Origin of the sequence: Paraburkholderia sp. J67 (assembly GCF_905220265.1) — a bacterium.
In the GTDB taxonomy this organism is placed as follows: Bacteria; Pseudomonadota; Gammaproteobacteria; order Burkholderiales; family Burkholderiaceae; genus Paraburkholderia.
Map to the genome: position 1 here is coordinate 247,662 of NZ_CAJMZK010000002.1, position 19,367 is coordinate 267,028.

14 protein-coding genes are annotated in these 19,367 nt (G+C 62.5%); 8 read left to right on the plus strand and 6 right to left on the minus strand.

What is annotated here, in order from left to right; genetic code table 11:
• Nucleotides 1-14: 14 nt before the first annotated feature.
• Complete coding sequence (locus tag U5782_RS05100; protein ID WP_322042739.1) at nucleotides 15-1,226, plus strand: glycosyltransferase family 4 protein; 1,212 nt, start codon at nucleotides 15-17, stop codon at nucleotides 1,224-1,226.
• A 92-nt stretch (nucleotides 1,227-1,318) separates the two neighbouring features.
• On the opposite strand, the gene U5782_RS05105 is transcribed toward U5782_RS05100, so the two are convergent.
• From U5782_RS05105 to U5782_RS05120, 4 genes are all read right to left on the minus strand, one after another.
• Nucleotides 1,319-2,383, minus strand: coding sequence for a glycosyltransferase (locus tag U5782_RS05105; protein WP_322042740.1), 1,065 nt, complete (start codon nucleotides 2,381-2,383; stop codon nucleotides 1,319-1,321).
• Between the two features lie 45 nt (nucleotides 2,384-2,428).
• A complete protein-coding gene (locus tag U5782_RS05110) occupies nucleotides 2,429-3,901 on the minus strand; it encodes a flippase (protein WP_322042741.1) in 1,473 nt (490 codons plus the stop codon).
• 202 nt (nucleotides 3,902-4,103) lie between these two features.
• The gene (locus U5782_RS05115; protein WP_322042742.1) at nucleotides 4,104-4,871 is read right to left on the minus strand and encodes a hypothetical protein; all 768 of its coding nucleotides are present in this window, start codon (nucleotides 4,869-4,871) and stop codon (nucleotides 4,104-4,106) included.
• 187 nt (nucleotides 4,872-5,058) lie between these two features.
• Nucleotides 5,059-6,582, minus strand: coding sequence for a hypothetical protein (locus U5782_RS05120; RefSeq protein ID WP_322042743.1), 1,524 nt, complete (start codon nucleotides 6,580-6,582; stop codon nucleotides 5,059-5,061).
• Nucleotides 6,583-7,247: 665 nt separating this feature from the next.
• Between U5782_RS05120 and U5782_RS05125 the strand changes: the two genes are divergently transcribed.
• The 5 genes from U5782_RS05125 (at nucleotide 7,248) to U5782_RS05145 (ending at nucleotide 14,287) form a co-directional block, all read left to right on the plus strand.
• Nucleotides 7,248-8,858, plus strand: coding sequence for a hypothetical protein (locus U5782_RS05125; protein WP_322042744.1), 1,611 nt, complete (start codon nucleotides 7,248-7,250; stop codon nucleotides 8,856-8,858).
• Nucleotides 8,859-9,116: 258 nt separating this feature from the next.
• Entirely contained in the window at nucleotides 9,117-10,829 is a 1,713-nt protein-coding gene (locus U5782_RS05130) for a 6-pyruvoyl-tetrahydropterin synthase-related protein (RefSeq protein ID WP_322042745.1), read from the plus strand.
• A 198-nt stretch (nucleotides 10,830-11,027) separates the two neighbouring features.
• The gene (locus tag U5782_RS05135; RefSeq protein WP_322042746.1) at nucleotides 11,028-12,836 is read left to right on the plus strand and encodes an alpha/beta fold hydrolase; all 1,809 of its coding nucleotides are present in this window, start codon (nucleotides 11,028-11,030) and stop codon (nucleotides 12,834-12,836) included.
• A gap of 55 nt (nucleotides 12,837-12,891) precedes the next feature.
• A complete protein-coding gene (locus U5782_RS05140) occupies nucleotides 12,892-13,716 on the plus strand; it encodes a class I SAM-dependent methyltransferase (RefSeq protein ID WP_322042747.1) in 825 nt (274 codons plus the stop codon).
• Nucleotides 13,717-13,747: 31 nt separating this feature from the next.
• A complete protein-coding gene (locus U5782_RS05145) occupies nucleotides 13,748-14,287 on the plus strand; it encodes a flavin reductase family protein (protein WP_322042748.1) in 540 nt (179 codons plus the stop codon).
• A gap of 106 nt (nucleotides 14,288-14,393) precedes the next feature.
• Here U5782_RS05145 and U5782_RS05150 read toward each other — a convergent pair whose 3' ends face one another.
• Complete coding sequence (locus U5782_RS05150) at nucleotides 14,394-15,575, minus strand: acyltransferase (protein WP_322042749.1); 1,182 nt, start codon at nucleotides 15,573-15,575, stop codon at nucleotides 14,394-14,396.
• A gap of 435 nt (nucleotides 15,576-16,010) precedes the next feature.
• Between U5782_RS05150 and U5782_RS05155 the strand changes: the two genes are divergently transcribed.
• A complete protein-coding gene (locus U5782_RS05155) occupies nucleotides 16,011-17,111 on the plus strand; it encodes a glycosyltransferase family 2 protein (RefSeq protein ID WP_415914252.1) in 1,101 nt (366 codons plus the stop codon).
• Entirely contained in the window at nucleotides 17,104-17,517 is a 414-nt protein-coding gene (locus U5782_RS05160) for a GtrA family protein (protein WP_322042750.1), read from the plus strand. Before U5782_RS05155 ends, U5782_RS05160 begins: the two co-directional genes overlap by 8 nt.
• Nucleotides 17,518-17,667: 150 nt before the next feature.
• On the opposite strand, the gene U5782_RS05165 is transcribed toward U5782_RS05160, so the two are convergent.
• On the minus strand, nucleotides 17,668-19,287 hold the full coding sequence (locus tag U5782_RS05165; protein ID WP_322042751.1) for a hypothetical protein: 1,620 nt from the start codon (nucleotides 19,285-19,287) through the stop codon (nucleotides 17,668-17,670).
• Nucleotides 19,288-19,367: the final 80 nt, after the last annotated feature.

Consider the following 19,367-nt stretch of genomic DNA (forward strand, 5'->3'; position numbering starts at 1 on the left):
GAGGCAACGCAATCATGACCTCCATAAACGCGAAGACCGACAAGACCAATGAGGCCTGCGAAACAATGAATATCCTGTTATCCATCCACCACGGGCTCGACCATAGCGCCGGCGCGCCGGGCGTGACGGTCAAGCTCGCCGATGCGTTGTCCGGACGCGGTCACGCGGTCAGGGTCATTTCGTTCGACGATTTGAAGCGGCTGCCAGGCAAGCTGCGCGGCGTCGTGTTTCCCTGGATGGTGTTCGCGCATGTGCTGAAGCATCCGGAGTACGACGTGCTCGATCTGTCGTCGGGCGACGGCTGGGTCGTCAATGTCGCGCGGCGCGTGTTTGGGTGGCGCAGCAAGATGTTGACCGCGACGCGCAGCCACGGGCTTGAACAGCTTGCGCACGAGATGCTGCTGCAAGGATGCCGCGACGGCATCTTCACGAAGTCGTGGAAGTATCCGCTCTACAACGGCAGCTACCGGCTATGGGAGTGCCGCAAATCGTTTCAGATGGCCGACCTCCTGTTGCTGCTGAATGAGACCGAGCGTCAGTATGCGAGTAAGCGCTTCGGCGTCGACGCGCAGAAGATCGCGACGGTCGGCAATGGCATCGACGAATGCTTTGCGGGCGTCGCACGACGCCTGATTGCGAACGACGAGGAAGCGTTGCCGGATCTGCCGGTCAATGTCGCGTTCGCCGGGCGGGCCACGTTTTGGAAGGGCTTTCCGTTCCTGGTCGAAGCCATGACCGCGGTGCTCGCGCGCTATCCGCAGATGAAACTCGGCTTGTTCGGCACGGGTGGAACGGAGCAAAGCGTGCTGGCCGAGTTTCCTGAATCGCTGCGCGCGCAGGTCGTCGTGATGCCGCGCTACGAGAATCACGCGTTGCCCGAACTGCTGGCCGACTATCAGATCTTCGCCTTTCCGTCGCTGGGTGAACCGTTCGGAATTGCACCGCTCGAAGCGATGGCGTGTGGGCTCGTGCCGATCGTCGCGGAAGCGCCTGGACCCGGCGAATATATCCGCAACGGCAAGAACGGGGTCGTGGTGCCGCCGCGCGATTCAGCGGCGCTCGCGCGCGCGATCGTGGAGATGGTCGAGGATCGCGAGCGCCGTCTTGAACTACGCCGCGCTGCGCTGCGCTCGGCGCTCTGGTATTCGTGGGGCGATCTCGCTGCGCGTCTGGAACTCGTCTATTGTCAGCACCGCCAGAAGAGCCACTCGTTCGAGGCCATCTGAAATCGGGCGGAGGCGATTTGCTTAAACCAACCCGGATTGGCATGCAGCGAGATGGAGCGACACGCGAGCGAATCCTTGTCGCTCGCGTGTCGTTACGATTTTCGCTGTAGAGAAGCCGCTTCCGGCTCGCTGCTGCTCACGCGGCGATCGCGAACCTGCGCCAGCACGAGATAGAGGTCCTTCAGCAAGGCGTGATGGGCCGGTCGTATCGGATTGAAACGATACGAACCGCGTAAGCACAGGCTGGCAAACAGCGCCAGTCTCGACCCAAAGCCGTGGACGCTATATAGCCGCGCGCGCGCGAGCAGATAGGCATGCGTGCGGCGATAACGCACGGCCGCGCGTTCGAGTTGCGCCTTCCACGGCGCGCACGCCGGTGTGTTGGCGAGACGCTCGAATGTCGCGCCGTATTGCGATGCGAGATCGGCGTTCGCCTGATAGCTTGCCGCGCCAGTCGCGACGGATTGCTTCCATCGGTGTTCCAGATCGTGTTGCGCGACGCCGCAGGTGTTGGCGCCGTGCTGTCGATACAGGATCAGCGATTCGCGAATGTACCTGACGGCACCCACCGCGTCCGCGATCGAACACACCCACTTGTCGTGTGCCGCTTCGTAGGCGTGGTCATGGGCGTCGGGAAAGCGCGGGCGCATCAGCATGAGCGGTAGCAGTGCCGCGTCGAACGCGGTGCACAGCCCGGCGAAATAGCCGAACGGAGGCAACCGTTCCGGCCCGTCGCCACGGCGCACGCGGCATTCGGCTGCGCGCCCCGACACCGGCCGGAGTTCGGTGTCCACAGGCTGGATGCGGTGGACAACCATCGATGTGCCGGGCAGGCTGGCCGCGCGCGCGACCCGTTCGAGCTTGTCTTCGCGCCACACGTCGTCCTGATCGCAGAATGCAATCCAGTCGCCGGTGCACAGCGATGCAGCGCGCAGGAAGTTGCCCGCGAAATTCAGCCGCTGTGGATTCGCAGACACATGCACCGTGAACGGCGCACGCTCGGCGAACCGCTCGACGATGGCGAGCGTGTCGTCGGTCGAGCCGTCGTCGGTGACAACGAGTTCATACGGCAGCAGCGTCTGGTTTGCCAGGCTCTGCAATTGTTCGAGGATGTATTTGGCCCCGTTGTAGGTGGCCATCGCGATCGAGATACGCATGATTTTTGTCCCGCAGAGTCGTTAGATCCAGTCGTGACCTGGCGCTCACGACCGGCGCCACCGATAGCTGAGAGCCGTCGACATGGTTGCGGCGGCACGCGCGCGAACAGCCGGTTCGACGCGAAGCACCCACAGCAGCGACGCACCGACCAGCCCCGCCCACGCGGCGAAGTACGCTACCGTCTGCCACGGCACAAGCAGCGTGACGACGAAAGCGGCGATGACGAGCAAGCCCGGCGTGACCAGATGGCGCGCGAGTTGCGCACCGAAGCGCGCGGCCCAAAACAGCAACAGCATGTCGATCGCCATCCTGCCGCTCCACACCAACGCGGCGCCGACCAGTCCTGCGCTGTGCAGGGCCCACCACAGGCAGCCGACGAACGGCAGGATCTCCAGCGCATGAAAGCGCGCAACGAGATCGGGCCGGCCAATCGCTTGCAGATGACTGTAGGGGATGTACGCGAGCGCGTTGAACCATACGCCCACCAGAATGGCCTCACCGATGGAGGTGGCGTTGCTCGCGAACACAGGCCCGGTCCAGAGCGTCAGGAACGGCTGCATCAAAAAGATCCCAAACACGATCAACGGCGTCATCGCGGCAGCGAGCCCGCGTAACGCGCGGCTTGCGAGCGCGCTTGCACTTTGCGAGTCGAGCGAGGAGAGCCGCGGGAACAGCGTCGTTGAAATCACGCCCGGCAAGATGCGCACGCGAATCGCGAGATTGAACGGTACCTGGTACCAGGAGACCGCCTGGGGCCCGAGCACGCTGCCGATCAACAAGCGATCGGCGGTTTCGAGCAACGGGCTCGCGAGATTCGTGACGGTGACCCATGCACCATACGAGAACAACGGCTTGATCCAGCGCCGGGTCGGTCCCGCCGCGAAGCGCAATGGAAACACGCGAAACACGATTACGACCTTGAGCAGCAGCGCGAACGCGCCGCCGGCGATCGCCGCGCCGATCACGTACTGGAGGTCAGGCTTGAACGCGATCGCGACTAGCAGCGGCACGACCTGGAAGATCAACACGCCCGCAAACTGCACCGCATTCAGTGCTGCGAACTGCTCGCGGCCGATCAGTGCGCCGGAGAACACGCCAGCGATCGTTGAGAGCGGCACCGAGCAGGCAATCCAGGGCAGCACCGCGAGCACTTCGGCATTCAACTGCGGCGTGAAATGAAACTGCGCGAACAGCAGGTGGCCCAATCCATACAGCGCGACGCCGCCAAGCAGGCCGAAGCCGGCGTTTAGCGCGAGCGCCGTCCACAGCACCGACTCGCGCTCGGCGGGTGTGCTGTCGGCGAGCTGCGCGATCCGATTCGACGTTGCTGCCGCAAGCCCGAGATCGAAGTAGCCGAAATAGCCTTGCAGCATCCACACGATCGCGAGTACCCCATAGCGGGCTTCTCCGATGTGCGCGAGATACATCGGAACAGTGACGAGCGAGACGATCACGGGCGCCACACTGCCGGTGAAATTGATAATCGCGTTTCGCTTCAGGCTGGGCTTGGTGGTCATGGGCACGTCGCGGTCAGACGATCGAAAGGGCACGCCTGGTGCAGCGCGGCTCGACGAGTGGATGCCGCAATACTGCACGTCGGACGGTCGTCGGGTCGGTGGCCGGACGCACACACGATGAGGGTTGCATTCGGCAGTCTTCGACGCGATCCAGGTGGATTGCCGATGGCCGACGGGCCGTCACGGCAGGCATGAGCAGCGCTCAAATCCAGACCCACGGGGCGAAAATCGACATCACCCGGCGTACCAGATACTTTCGCCGTCCCCGGGTGTTGTGATAGGAGGCACCGTCGGCTCCGCGCACGCCAACCAGCCGGGGCGTCCTTTTAAACCGGTAGGGACCTGCGAAACGACGCTCGGTCAGCTGTTCGCGCATGAGAAGCTCGGCGCTCACGAAGCCTCCCTCGCGTTCCTCGATGAGCTTCGTATAGACGCTGGCTAAATAGGTTCGATACGACGCCGGTGTCCAGGCCATCAAGAAGAGATCCATCCAGCCCTTTTGAGGGTAATCGCGAAAGTTGCAATACAGCGCGGATTTCCTCGGCCTGGTATCCATCACGTTGTGCAGGTTCTCGACGATATATCGTCCCGTGATCTTCCATATCACGGTGTCGTCGTGCGCTTCGCGGACCATCTTCGACGTGTTCATTACATGGTCGACGATCTTGAATTCGCCATAGCCACGTCCGTAGTGCGGAGGAAAGTCGTTACCCTCGAAACTCAGAAATTCGATTTGGTCCTGCTTGTTCATCCGCTGTGCGATGTCTTTAAGCGAGCCCAGATCCGAACCGGAGTTCTCGCAGAAGACGATCTGTTCGTTTGGCCGAAGCAGTGTCAGGTAATGCTCGAGCGCGCGCTCATAGTCGCGCAGGCGCTTTGCGGGGTCAGTGTAAGCCAGCTTGTTGATGCCATTGAGCGGCGTGATCGTGGCCGTCAGCAGCAGGATTTGCTGCCCGGTGTGTCGCTTCATGCTGAATCCCCTTCGCGTTTCAGTCGGGTGAAACCGCCATCGGGCAAGCGTAGCGTCGCCTTGAACCAGCGCGAGCCAGCGCATTCGGGGGCGATCTGCCGTCCCTGTCTGGTCCCATTCGTCGGTAGACTCTATAAGCGTGTCGTCGCGAGCTCCGTTCGCTGGGCCACCGATTCAATCTGGATGGCTAAATATCAGTCGCCAATTGATGACTTGCGCCATCCCCTTTCTGCCGACGTGTAGCGATGATCGTTCGCGACGTCACCGCGAGACCGCAGGCAAACATCACCAGCAACATCCACCCCAGCACGCGGCCGGTATCGGAGTGGTCCATCAAACGGAAGGTCCAGAGGTCGGGAAAACGGCGCGCGTTATCGTGCAATGCTTCCGGCGCAGAGTTGGCGAAGATCGTCGGCTCGCCGCGCACGCCTTGTTCGAAGCCTTGCCAGATCCCTTCCAGCAGCTTCGGTTGCGGATTGTCCTGAAGGATCGCGCCTGGGAATTCGGCCACGACCGCATGCCAGTTCGTCAGCGCGGTTGGCACGTTGAACAGCATCGCGGCGAGAACCAGTGCGGCAGCGGCGCCGCTCGAGCGGCGCGCCACGGCAATGAGACACGGAGCCAGCGCCAGCATTGCCACGGGTAACACCGGCAGCATATAGCGCGCGCCCCATCCGAACGCGCCCCAGTAATTCATCTTCGCGATGATGAGCACATACACCAGCGAACCCGGCAGCATGGCCTCGATCATCCGCTTCTCGCCTTCGCGCAGTGTCTTCCATACGAGCGGCAGGAACAGGCCGAGCAGCAGTATCGGCGAGTAGACGAAGAAGCCTCGATTCGGCGAGATCAGCAGGCCAACTAGCCCCGTCGGGATGTCACCGTGCAGTGCTGTCCCTGTCGTCAGATAGAAGTCGGTAGCCGTGGCAGGACGCAGGATCGAACCCGTCCGCACCGCGTTGTAGATGAATGTCGGCGTCAGCCCCACCACGAATGCCGCGCCCAATGCAACGTAGCGCACGAATGGTCCGCGCGTGCGCCAGAAAAGAATGACGAGACCGGCCGCCATGCCGGGCGCGAATGAATATCGAAAAGCGGCTACTACGGATAGCGACAACCCCGCCGCGATAAACGTGCGTAGCGTCGCTTGTGGACGCAAGAGCCGCTGCACATAGTAGAGGAACGCGCACGTCGCAGCCGCGCACGGCGCGACATCCCAGCAGACCTTCGCGTAGGGCAGGAAATAGGTGCCGGCTGCGAACGTGAAGCTCAGGAGGAACGCTTCCCGCACGGAGTAAGACGCGGCGAACAGCAGAAACAGATAAAGGCAGCCGAATGCGCAGACTATCGCGTAGGTGAGCGACACGCTGACTTTCGCGATCAAGGGAGGATTGCGAAACATCTCATCGGGCGAAGCGTGCGACAGTTTTGCGCCCAGCCACGCGCTCGGCAACATTAGCGCGATCGCACCGATGTCATGCGGCTCGTAGACCTTGCCGTTGGGCGATGGCACCCAGTAGTGCGTCATCGGTGGATCGTTCGTGCCGAGTTGACCTTGGGTGACGGCCAGCATCGTCGCCGATAGTTGCTGGCCCGCGTCGCCGCTGCCGATGCGTCCGCTCGACATCAACAGAAAAAAGCAGACGAAGAAGGCAAGCACGTTACAGCGGGAGCGCCATGACGGCTTGCCGTTCGAGTGGTCGAAAGCCATCCTGTTCTCCCTTTGCGTAACGTTTCCCCGGATGCCGGTCATGCGCGTGGCCGGCATGACGGCTGGGAGGTTGGAGCGGAAGCGGTATATTCGATGGGATGTCGCGTGCCGGCGGGTGCAAGCGCGCGCGCCAACCCGGCCGCCTGGGGCGGACAGCGCCGGATCTGGGCAGCTACTCTCGCGGTCGCCCGTGTCGCCCGTGTCGCCATTGGCGAGTGGGGCAATTGATCCGACGCAATCCTACGAATATGACGGGTTGGTTTCTGTGCGGCAACGCACTACGACGCACGTTAGTCGAGCGCGGACGCCACCGTTGCCTTACCGGGTGGGCGTCTCCGGGACCGTCTGTGTTCGATCGCACAGACGCCGGGCGAGCAGATCGGGAACGTTTTCACGCAGGAAAGATCCAGGTGCGATGTGTGTTCTCGCCAACGGAAGCATGCGCGCCGATCACTAGAATGGGCCACGTTCGTGACGGCTGAACGCATTGCCGTATACGCCCTGTGTGTCGCAACCGCGCACGCGCACCGCGTCCAGGCTGGACGTCGACACCTTGATCATTGATTCAAGGGCCGACTGGCCGACCGTTTCTACGTTCTTCCGTCTCTGTGCTGCCCGGGCACGTTTGTCCATAGCGTTTATCCGCATCTGCAAGGCTACTACCTATGAGCGTCGTGCCCAATGCCACTAATGCCCCTAATGCTCGCAATTCGAATATCGGCTGGATTTCCGGTGAACGACTGGACGGGCTGCTTTTATCGTTGACCGTCGCGATAGCCGGAATCCTGTTCTGGATTGCGCCGCGGCCCGCCATGGTGGATGTCCCGCAGCACGCAGCGCAGGTAGCGCTCTTTCGCGATCTGATTGCCGGGACATCGCATTGGAGCGATCTGGTCAGGATCAACTATTTCACGCCCTACCTGATCGGCTATGGATTGGCGCTGGCACTTTCGGTCGCCATGCCGATCCTGACTGCCATGAAGCTTGTCATGATGCTGGCGTTCTTTGGCTACGTGGCGGCGGGCTTCAAACTGTGCGACGAATTCAAGGCCGACAGACGTTTGCGCTGGCTATGCGTGCCTGGCTTTTTCGGCTTCGTTTACCAATGGGGTTTCTACACGTTTCTGATCGCGACGCCGCTTGCCTTTCTGTTCCTGATCGTCGCGCATCGGTTTGCGCGTTCGTCGGGAATTTCAGGCGGTTTTCTTCTTTGTCTCGCGGGAGTCGGCCTGTTCTTTTCCCACGGACTCGTATTTCTGTTCGCATGCGCGGTTGGCGCCGCGTTCATCCCGTGTTTTCGCAAAACGCCTGGGCAGATCGTCGCGGCGCTGGCGCCGTATGCGGTCCTTGGGCTATTGGCACTGACTTACTTCGTCGCACTTCACCATAACGATCTCCTGGTGCCGGAAGCGGTTGGCGACGAAGTCAACGGAGCGGCATGGGACTGGAGCGACCCCTATGGCTGGCACCGGAGCTTCACGTTCCTGGGCTATACCGTCGCGACGACAGCTCAGGATTGGTACTTTTCACTGGGGGCGGTATTTCTGCTGGTGGCGCCCTGGTTGATGGGCGCCAGATTGAACCGGCGAGATCCTTCTGCTTTCGCCATGATCGCGGCGCTCGTCATCATCTGGTTTGGCGTGCCGGCCGTTGCGCTCGGGACGGCGGCGCTGTATCACCGCTTTGCCATTTTTCTTCTGCCCGCGTATGCACTGATATTTCGTGAGCCCACACCCGATGAGAAGCTGGCTTCATCGAGGCGGCCCCAATGGCTCGATCCAGCGTCGTTTGTGCGTACCGCTGTCGTGTTGTTCTGCTGGGCCTATCTCTGCGTCCTCGGTGTACGCGAATATCAGTTCGCGCAAGAAAGTGCTCCCTTCGAGACCGTGCTTGACGCGGCTGAGCCTGACCAGCGCGCACTCAGTCTTGTGCTCGAGCCGGGAAGCTCGGTGATACACAATGGCTATACCTACCTTCACTATCCGCTCTGGTATCAGGTGGAAAAGGGCGGTTTCGTGGATTTCAATTTCGCTGTTTTTCTGCCGGAGATTGTCCGCTTCAGATCGGATCGACTGCCGGCACAGATGCGTCAGTTGATACTGGATCGTCCCGAGGCATTCGACTGGTATGCGGTGCAGGGACGCACGTATCGCTACTTTTTCGTCCACCATACCGAGCCGCTTCCGGCTGGCATGTTCAAAAACGACGAGTGCGAGGTCGCGCTTGTGAAGGGCGCGGGCGAGTGGTCGCTTTTCGAGCGGCGTGCTTGTCGATGAGCGCGGGTGAGTTTCACAATCCGCTCGCCGGCCGTTATGCGTGAAACGCATGCACCGGGGAGGCGCCGCCCTCACCGCTGGCTCTCAGGCCGCCGACAATGTGCGACCGGGCACAGACTGCTGCGTTTGCGCACCGCAATATGCCCACGTTGTCGTCGTCACGCCACGCACGCATTCGGATCGCACACCGCAGGCCGATCGGTGCGACCGTCGCGCTGTATCGCCTGAACTCGTCTGAGCCCACGCCTTTCGCCGACCATGTCCCAACCCATCGATGCCATCTCGCCGGATCTCGGGCGCCGCGTCATTCAGCAGGAATCGTCGCCCGCGTGGCCCGTCTGGCTGTGCATAGGGTTGACGGGCCTCGCGGTGCTCACATACCTGTTCCTCGTTCTGTCCGGGCCGACCATGCGCGGATGGGACACGTATCTCTCGTTCTCGCATCTCTACGTGTGGACGGCGGAGCTCAAGGCCCACGAACTGCTCTCCACCTGGACGCCGCTCGATGCGAACGGATATGGGTCGCCGCTGCCGTTTTTCTATCACAAGCTCTTCAATCTGGTCGGCGCGGCGCTGACCATCGCGAGTGGCGATATCGTCACGGGTTACCGGTTGACGATCCTCGTGTTCTCGGCGGTGCTTTTTGGCGGTGTCTACCTGTGCGCGCGGCGCCTGGGGGCGAGTACGCTTTCGTCTCTGGTCATGGCGGCCGTCTCGCTGTTCGCGCCGTATTACATGCTCAAGATCGGCATTGGCACCATTGCGGATTTCAGCGGCGCGACACTGATTCCTCTTGTCCTGGCGCCGGTTATCGAAGCCTTCAAGGGCCGTTTCGGGGTAAAGGATGCCGCGGCGTTGTTTGCGATGCTGGTGCTGGTGATGCTCGCACATGTCCTCGTGGCGGCCATGACCTTCGGCGTGGTGGTGCCGGTGGTCATCTATCTGTCTCTGGTTGCGCGCCGCTCGCATCTCGCACTGATCGCGACGGCGCTTGCTGCGCTCGTCTACGTCGGGCTGTTCTATGTTCCATTCAGTTTCTGGAGTGCCAGGTTTTCGCCCGCTCAGGCTTTCATTGGCGGTGGGGTGGAGAACCATCTTTCCAGTCTGCGGGACGTGCTTTCGTACTCGCCGCTTTCTCCGGTCGGCTGGCCATTTCTTGCATTGATGGCCTGCATGGCGTTTTGCGTTTTCCGTGGCGACCGGCGTGGCGATTCTCGCGTGCGGATTGCCTTCGTGCTCGGTTGCCTGAGCGTTCTGCTTGTGCTGATGACCACATGGATCGCGCGGCCTTTCTGGGCGCTGGGTGGACCGCTCGAATTCATCCAGTTCCCGTTTCGGCTGATGTCGGTTGCCACGCCGTTATGCCTCGTCGCCATTGCCGGGTTGCTCGCCCAATTCCCGCCGCGCACGAGGAGCTACGCGCAAGCCGCGCTTTTGGTCGTTGCCCTGGTGATGGGCGCTCGCACGTCGAATATCTTCCTGCACGCGAAGTCGCCTTATGCGCCAGCCACGCCGACGATTTCATATGCGGAATTGAATCGTGATGTTCCGCCGCGCCAGGTGATTGGCCCGGACGCCGGGGGCGAGTACCTGCCGGCGTCGTACCGTCAGGCGCTGGCCGGCATCGATGTGTTCAAGACCCCGGTCAGCGCGATCCTGCCCGCGCCGGGGCCGTTCATTGAAGCGCAGGGTTGCCGTTTTCCGGTTATGGCGCATCCGGCGACGCTGCACGTACTGCAATTGCCGGTGAGTTGCGCCGCCGACGGGACGCTACGCATCAATCAGTTTTCTTCACCGATGCTCGAGAGCGTAGCAACGAATGGTGCGGCCACGGTTTATCCGTCGCAGGCCAGTCCATTCATCGAATTCGCCCTGCCAGCCGGGCAGTGGACCATCACCGTCAAGCAGCGCAACTGGCTCGATCTGGCGGCGCAAGCCTGGCGCGCAAGGCTTGCGGCGCTTTTCGGTTGAAGCACGCATGCGGCGCTCCTGGTGTGTACCCGCACTCCGTGTGGGCGGGCGAACAGAGAACGGCGGCGAGCGTTGGTCTAATAAGTTCGACAGCGGACGTGCGTCGACCGGTCTACGTGTGCACCGGGGACGACGGCCGGATTGCAACGGTTCCTCCTGGCGCATTCGGGTGCCGGTTATCGCGTATGAGGACTTTCGATGAAACCAGTCGTATTCGACGGGTGCTTCGGGTGGCTGCATCCCGCACCGGGTGATCACGGCGTCGTGCTGTGCAATCCGTTCGGCTACGACGCGCTTTGCACCCATCGCGGCTGGCGCAAGCTGGCCGAGCGGCTCGCCGCAGCGGGCATGCCGGCGCTGCGTTTCGACTATCCCGGCACGGGCGACTCGGATGGCAACGAAGACGATCCGGGGCGTATCGTCGCGTGGATCGACAGCATCGTCGCAGCGGTGCGCTATTTGCGTGGATCGACGGGCGTGGCCCGCGTATCGCTTGTCGGCTTGCGGCTCGGTGGGACGCTGGCCGCGCTCGCGGCGCAGCGTCTGGGCGATATCGATGGCCTTGTGTTGCTGGCGCCGCCTATTGCTGGGCGTGGCTATATCCGCGAGTTGCGCGCGCATCGCCAAAGCTGGCTAAGCACGCCGAGCGGCTTGAATGCCGATCCGCTTTCGGATGCCGACCAGTATGTCGAAGCGTTCGGCTTCGGCCTGCATGGTGAGGATATCGCCCGGCTCTCCGGGATCGATTTGCAGCGTGATACGACGCACCCGGCGCAACGGGTGCTCGTGCTCGATTCGGCTGACCGCAATCGCGTGTCGGCGCTCGTCGAACACTATGTGGCCCACGGCGTCGACGCGCAGCGCGACGGGTTTGACGAGCGCGATACGTTTGTGATCGAGGCGCTTTACAGCGTGGAGCCGGCCGAAGCGTTCGCAAAGGTTGCCGCATGGCTCACACGAGGTCCCGCTCTCAGCGGTGGTGCAACAACAGGACACGCGAAAGCGGTTGACAGGGATGCCTCAGGGTTGCGGATCGCCGAAGTCGCCGCAACGGAGCGGCACGTGGTGTTTGGTCAGTATTTCGGCATCTACTGCGAACCGGATCATCGGCGAAGCAGCGGCGACGCAGACGCTCCCGCCGTGCTGTTCTTCAATACAGGGGCGAGCCATCACATCGGTGACGGGCGCATCTTCGTGCTGTTCGCGCGCCGGCTCGCGGCGCTCGGCATCGCCTCGTTGCGCATGGACCTGAGCGGGCTGGGCGACGCGATGCCCGCAGCCAGCGAAATCACGCTCGATACGATCTACTCGGAGACGTCGTGCCGCGACGCAATGGCGGGTGTCGACTGGCTGGTCGCACGCGGTCATGCGCGAGTCGCTACGTTCGGTGTCTGTGGCGGGGCGTTCGTCGGCTTGCAGGCGTGCGCGCGCCATCCGGCCATCATCGGCTCGTACGGCGTGAACCTTCAGAAGTTCATCTGGGACGGTGCGGGTCGAAACCCGGGCGAACACGGCTTTGCGTCGTCGAAGGTGTATATGCGTGCCGCGGCGACGCCAGAGAAATGGCGCCGTGCATTGCGTGGCCAGAGTCACCCGTTGCGTGTCGCCCGCGTGCTGGGTCAGCGCATCGCGCGCAGGGCGTGGCTCAACGCAACGGGCTGGATCGAGCAGACAACGGGCTTGCCCGTGAAGACCAACGACGTGCGCGCGCTGATTCGTACCGTGCACGAAAAAGGGGTGAACTTGCGGCTCGTCTACGGCGACTTCGATGTCGGCCTCGATGAAGCCCGCGTGCAGTTCGGCAGCCGTCTCGGCGCGTTGCGGCGGTATGGCAGCGTACAGGTCGCGACCTTGCCGAAACTCGATCATGCGTTGTTCACCCGCAAGGCGCGGGAAACCACGATGGCCGATGCGCAAAGCTGGTTATTCATGCAATTGATGCGGCCCGCGCCTCGTGCCGGTGCTGCGGTATCCGAAGCAAAATCGCTGCCGGTCTGGGTTCGCTGACCGGAGATGTCCTACCAAGACCTCCGACGTGAGGCGATCTTGACGGAGTGCCATAGTGAGTCATCAATCCAAGCTGGATCGCGTCAATCGTGTCGCGTGGACGACGCGCGATGCCCTGCGCGAGTTCACACTAGAGAAGCGGTATACCGATCGCGGCGAACAGGCCGCGTTCGAGTGGCTCGCGCCACGCTGCGCAGGGCTGCCGCTGCTCGACATCGGCGTTGGTGCGGGGCGTACGATCGGCCTGATGAAGTCGATTTCGAGCGACTACGTGGGTGTCGATTACACGGAAAAACTGATCGTGCTCGCGCGCCAGCGCTTTCCGGGCACCGACCTGCGACATATGGATGCGCGCGATATGCGCGAGCTTCCGTCCAGTCATTTCGGCCTCGTGGCGTTTAGCTGGAACGGCATCGACGCCGTCGACTACGAAGGCCGCGTGCAGATTCTCAAGGAGATGTATCGCGTGGTCCGGCCAGGCGGCTATATCTTCTTCTCGTCGCACAACCGTAATGGTCCGGGCTACGGCGAGACCATCTGGAAGCTGCTGCCGCGCTTCACGTTCAATCCGGTCAAGCTGGGTTGGCGTGTCGCGCGCTCGGCCGTGCGTCTGCCGGTCGCGGGGTTCAACTACATGCGGCACGCGCCCATGAACCGCGATTTCGAAGGCTATTCGATCATGACGGCGGCTGCGCACAACTTCGGCATTGTCATCGTCTACACGACGTTGCGAGAGCAGCGCCGGCAACTCGCGGAGATCGGCTTCGAAACCGATGCGGTGTTCGGCAGCTGCGAGGGCAATCGCATTGCCGACAACGCGGAATCGAGCGACGCCTGGTGGCTGCATTTCATCGCACGCCGGCCGCTCGACCCGGACTGACTGATATTCGGCAGCACGCACGGAGCCGACGATGAACGCCCGCACGCTACCCGCAAGTGATGTGTACCCGCATGAGCACGACGCCTTCGACGAGCGGCGCTTTCGCTACGCGCTGGGCCGCTTCGCGACGGGCGTCGTGCTGATCTCGAGCGGCAGTGGCGACACGCTGCATGCGATGACGGCCAATGCCTTTATGTCGGGTTCGCTCAAACCGCCGCTTATCGTCGTATCGGTGGGCCATCAGGCGCACATGCATGAGCGCCTGATGGAGCGCTCGCATTTCGGCGTAAGCGTGCTGTCGGCGCATCAGGAGCAGCACAGTCGTCATTTCGCCGGCGACGTGCAGCAGGCCCTTGCCCCACAATTCGCGGCGGTGGACGGCCTGCCCGAGATCGCGCTGCTCGATCGCGCGGTGGCGCGTTTCGCTGCGCGCGTGGTCGATCGTCATCCTTGCGGGGACCATACGCTCTTCATCGGCGAGGTCCTGATGTTCTCGCTCGACGAGCATGCGCCGCTGGTGTTTTTCGGTGGCCGTTATGCGTCGGTGGCGGTGAATGGCGAGAGCGCGTAGACGCGCAACGCCCGCAATCGACGAGCATCCGGATGCAGGGCCCGATGTTCGCAGGCCCTCGCTCTTCGACGCCCTCTCTCAATCTCTCTCAATCGACAATCGGCGCTCACGTCGCGATCGGGGTGGCTTGTGCCTCCCGCGCGCCCCGGGATTGCCGGAGCTTGCCCAGCACATGGCGGCCGAGCTGGATACCGGGTGCCTCGATCAGCAGGAAAGTCAGCGTCGACACACCGATCGTGACTATGGCGGCCAACAGGACGGCTAGCCAGTATTGCGTGATCGACGCGAACGCGAAGGTGCGGATCGGCGCGATCGAGAAGACGACGTGCAGGCAGAGGCCGTGCATGAGGTAGATGCTGTAGCTGATCGTGCCGAGTCGCTGTGCTGCACGCGATTTCAAAAGCCCGAAGAGGTCGCAGCCGCTGATCACCAGATAGAAGAACGCGGCAATCCAGACGAGCTGGAAGCCGGAGCGCGGGCCGCCGACGCCGAAGTAGGCGAGCGCGATCAGCGCGGCGGCGACGAATGACCCCAGCGGCTCTGGCAGCTTGCGCAAGCTCATGCCGCTGGCGGTGCGGGTCGCGAAAATCATCCCCATGCTGAACAGCGCGATATAGAAGCCCGTGGCGATGTGCCAGTGCAGGCCGGCCACCAATGCGATGGCCAGCGTGAGTGCCGGGGCGATCAGGCGAAGTGTCCTGGAGAACGCGAGCAGCGATAGCGCGGCGAGGGAAAAGTAGAAATACCATTCCCACGCCAGCGTCCACACCATGCCGACGGTCACGGGTGGCGTGTCGGAGCCGTTGATCCAGACGCTCGCCCCAAGCCCGAGCGGCAGCCAGTTGATGATTTCCTTCGCGAAGGCAATCGGACTGACGACGAGGCGAAGCCCCGTCGCCGAGAGCGTGAGCACGATCATCGTGCCAATCGCGCAGTAGTAGAGCGGGGCGATGCGGAAGAATCGGGCCACGTACAGCGACGTCAGGTAGCGCCGGTATTCGGCCGGTTCGTGAATACGGCGGGTGGCGGCGATCGCTTTGCCCCAGAACAGAAAGCTTGTGATGATGAAGAACAGGAAGACGCCAACGTCGCCGAGCTGGTTGAAGAAACGGTTCGGTCCCGGTCCCCAGGTGCTGGTCGTCATGTAGATGTAGTAGCCGGATGCGTGGGCGAAGAAGACGCCCAGCGCGAGAAAGGCCCTCAAACCGTCGATCGTGCCCGAACGGGACTCGCCTGGCGCGGCCGGCTCGTCGAGACATCGCAACGGGCGTGTCGAGAACAGCAGCAACAGCAGGACGACGATAGGAACGATGCGCCAGGGCTCGTGAACTTCCAGGTTGGTCAGGGATGGGCCCATCGTGTACCCCTATCGTTGTGAGCGGTGCGAATCGAACGGTTGCGTCATGTGAAGCGGTCTTCGTTTCGATTCGACGTGGCGACACTGCGTGGTATCGCATCGGATGCCAGCCTGCTCGATCATGCCGGGATTCGCGACGTCGTTCTGTACTCTGGCTAACGGTTGGGATGGTCTGAAGATTGGCCGGCACTTGGGGGCATTCGTCGCCAGACCGCGCGACTCCTCACTCAGTGTGGGCGGACCCACAAACTGTGCCGACGTTCTGGACTACATTGCCTCCAGAGGTGGATTGGCTGCGCGCGGGCGAACCCATGCGGCGCGATGTTGCTATCGCTTGTGGCGCGGCTCTATGAGGAGCGTTGGACTATGAACTTTATCGGCCGTGAACCCTTGTTCGACGCACCGCTGCTGCGTGAGCGACGCGTGGCCCCCGCGGGTGCCGGCGACGATTTCGCGGTGACGCGTCTCGCGGCAAGCGCGGCGCAGGACCCGACCGCGCTGCTGTCGCTCGTCGTGCCGTTCTACAACGAAGAAGAGATGATCTCGACGTTCTTCGACGTCACGCTGCCGATCCTCGAATCGCTGCATGGCTTGACCTTCGAGATCGTCTGCGTCAACGACGGCAGCCGCGACAACACCTTGAGTCTGCTCCTCTCCCGCGCGCGCGCCGACGGCCGCATTCGCGTGATCGATCTCACACGCAATTTCGGCAAGGAAGCCGCATTGTCCGCCGGGCTCGACGACGCGCGAGGCGACATCGTGATTCCATTCGACGCGGATTTGCAGGATCCGCCGGCCGTGATCTCCCAGCTCATCGACAAGTGGCGCGAAGGCTACGACGTCGTGCTCGCGCGGCGCAGCAACCGGGATTCGGACTCCTTCCTGAAGCGGCGGACAGCGTCGCTGTTCTACCGGATGCACAACGCCGTGTGCGACACGCACATTCCGGACAACGTCGGCGACTTTCGGCTGATTACGCGTGAAGTCACGGATGCGCTCAAGCAGTTGCCCGAGACCCGGCGCTTCATGAAGGGGTTGTTCGCATGGGTCGGCTATCGCACGGCCGTGGTCGAATATGTGCGCGAGCCGCGTGCGGCCGGCAAGACGAAGTTTTCTGGCTGGAAGCTGTGGAATTTCGCGCTGGAAGGATTCACGAGTTTTAGCACGTTGCCGCTGCGCGTATGGACGTATATCGGCTCCGCGGTGGCGATGACCGCGTTCGTGTACGCAGCGATTATCATCGCGAGAACCTTGATTCTGGGCATCGCGGTGCCGGGCTATGCGTCGATTCTCACGGTGACCCTGCTGTTGGGCGGCGTGCAGTTGATCGGCATCGGCGTACTGGGCGAATATATCGGGCGTATTTACGCCGAGTCGAAGAAGCGTCCCGTCTATCTCGTCAGAAACCGCTATCAGGTGCCTGCCGCGGTGAATGCCGTCAACGTCGTCAGCGCTGGCAATGTTTAACGTCAGGCGCGCCGCGCGGTTCGTCACCTATGCGGCGATCGGCGCGGTCGGCACGCTTGCGCAATACGCCGTCCTCGTCGGCGCTGTCGACCTTCGCGTTGCGGGGCCGGTTGCTGGATCGGTGGCCGGGGCGGTCGTCGGCGCGGTCGTCAATTACGCGCTGAATTACCGCATCACGTTCAAGTCGAACGCGCGCCATACGGCCGCGTTGCCGAAATTCGCCATGACCGCAGGCGCGGGGATTCTGGTCAATGCGCTCGTCATGGCGTGCCTCACTGGACCCGTCGGCATCCACTACCTCATTGCACAGTTGATCGCCACGGCCGTGGTGCTGCTTTTGACGTTTTCGGTCAATTCCGTCTGGACGTTCAAGGCGCGCGAAACTAGCGCGGGCGTCGGCCAATAGATCTTTAGCGAGGTCCATCACGCTGCCGCGTTTGCGACGGCGGCATCGGGCGTTTGCTCGATGCGGCGGCTTAAGCGAGATGCGGGTTGATACTGGCGGACGGGAGGTGTCGTTCGCGGCATTCAGGAGTGCGGCAGGATCTCCGGCCGTTCAAAATTTCCCGCTCCATGTGTGGAGCTTTCTGCTCCACGCCATTCCCACCAATTCCATATAGGTCCGTTGCCTGACCCGGATCACCCATTCGCCGGGTGAAAGCGGCAGCGTAATGAATGGCGTCCCGCCTTGCGGCCGGGAAATTGCGCCATTGTGATCGCTGGCCGTGACGTCAAGAAACGGTGTGTCGAACTGATTGACCGTGACGACGCCAGCCGACTGGCAACGGACATCGATCCGTAGCTCCCGGAAGTAATTGACGGGCGCGAGCGTGCTAAACGTGCAGTCCCCGGTGCTTTCGACCAGCGGCCGGCGCGCGGGCAGGACGGCGTTCGCACCGACCTTGAACAGGTCGGGGAGCGCGGAGAGTTGTGCCTGGTAGCGCGCCGGCAAGTATTCGCCGCCCGCATCGGGCCCGGGACCGCCCGTCGGAATCTGATGCCTCAGTTCCGCGACCGGAATCAGCGTGAACACGCCCTTGAGCGCATGGAGCAGGCCGGCGGTGTTGATCAGGGTGATTGCAAGCAGCGCGATCTGGACTTTGCGCTTCGTTGCAGGCTTGAGTTGCTCGATCACCCCGGCGAACGCGACGAAGGCGATCGGCGAGATCAAGGACAGCAGCCGCCACGGGAACTGGATGAATCCGAAAACGGGGAATTGCCGCCATAGTGGCGAAGCGAGTTGCGTCGTCATAACGAGCAGCACGCAGGCAATGGCGCCGGTTGCGATTACTGTGGTCGAGCGCGGGTCGCGCCGGCGTCGCATCTGGAGTGCAAGTCCCACCACCAGCATGGAGACGGGCCACCCGAACCATGATCCCGGATTGGGCGAGAAGATGCGATAGAACGCGACCGCGTTGTCCGCGGTGAGTCCGTGGATGCTGGCCTGACCCGGGCAGAAGTAGGCGCTCCAGATCACGAATGGCACATAGATCAGCACGACGAATGCGAGCACGGCGCTGACGCCGACAGCCAGTAAAGGCAGGCCTTGCCGCGGCGAGCGCAGTAGCAGATACAACGCGCACAGGATCAGCAGACCATCCGCGAAGACGAAGGTCACGACATGCGCGGCGGCGATCAGCAGCAACTGGATGAGGAGCACGATCGCGTGCCAGGCGCGCGCCCGCTTGTTGAAGAAGTCGAGGGTCAGCGCGATGCCGTAGGGTACGAGGGTCATCGCGGAATATTCGGCATACGCGCCGCGCAGCGTTACGCAGAGGACGGCGTAAGGAGACAGGACGCTTGCGATCGCGATGATGTGTCGGGAGCGGGCATCGGCGCCCAGTCGGGCCGCGCACTGCGATGCACCGTAAAACATGAGTGCCGCAAAGAACAGGATTGCGAGCCGGGCGCCCGTCACGACGTCGCCCGTCAAAAGCGTGAATACCGCGGCGACGATATTGAACAGCTTGTGATAGAAAAACGGCACGGGCGAGCCAAAGCCGTTTGCATCGGCAGGCGTCCAGATCGACACCAGATCGCCCGCGCGAAGCGCATTCACCCATATGTCGATATGGGAAAAAGACACATACGTATCGTGGCCGTTGACGATGGGGCCGAATAGCACGCCGGCAACGTAGATGACGATCACGGATGCGGTAAACGCGTCCGGGAGCATCGGGACGTCGGGGGTCTGCCGGAGGCTGGGGGCGGGTTGTCCCATGGTGGCTGGAAGAGGTTAGAGGGCAATTATGTGGT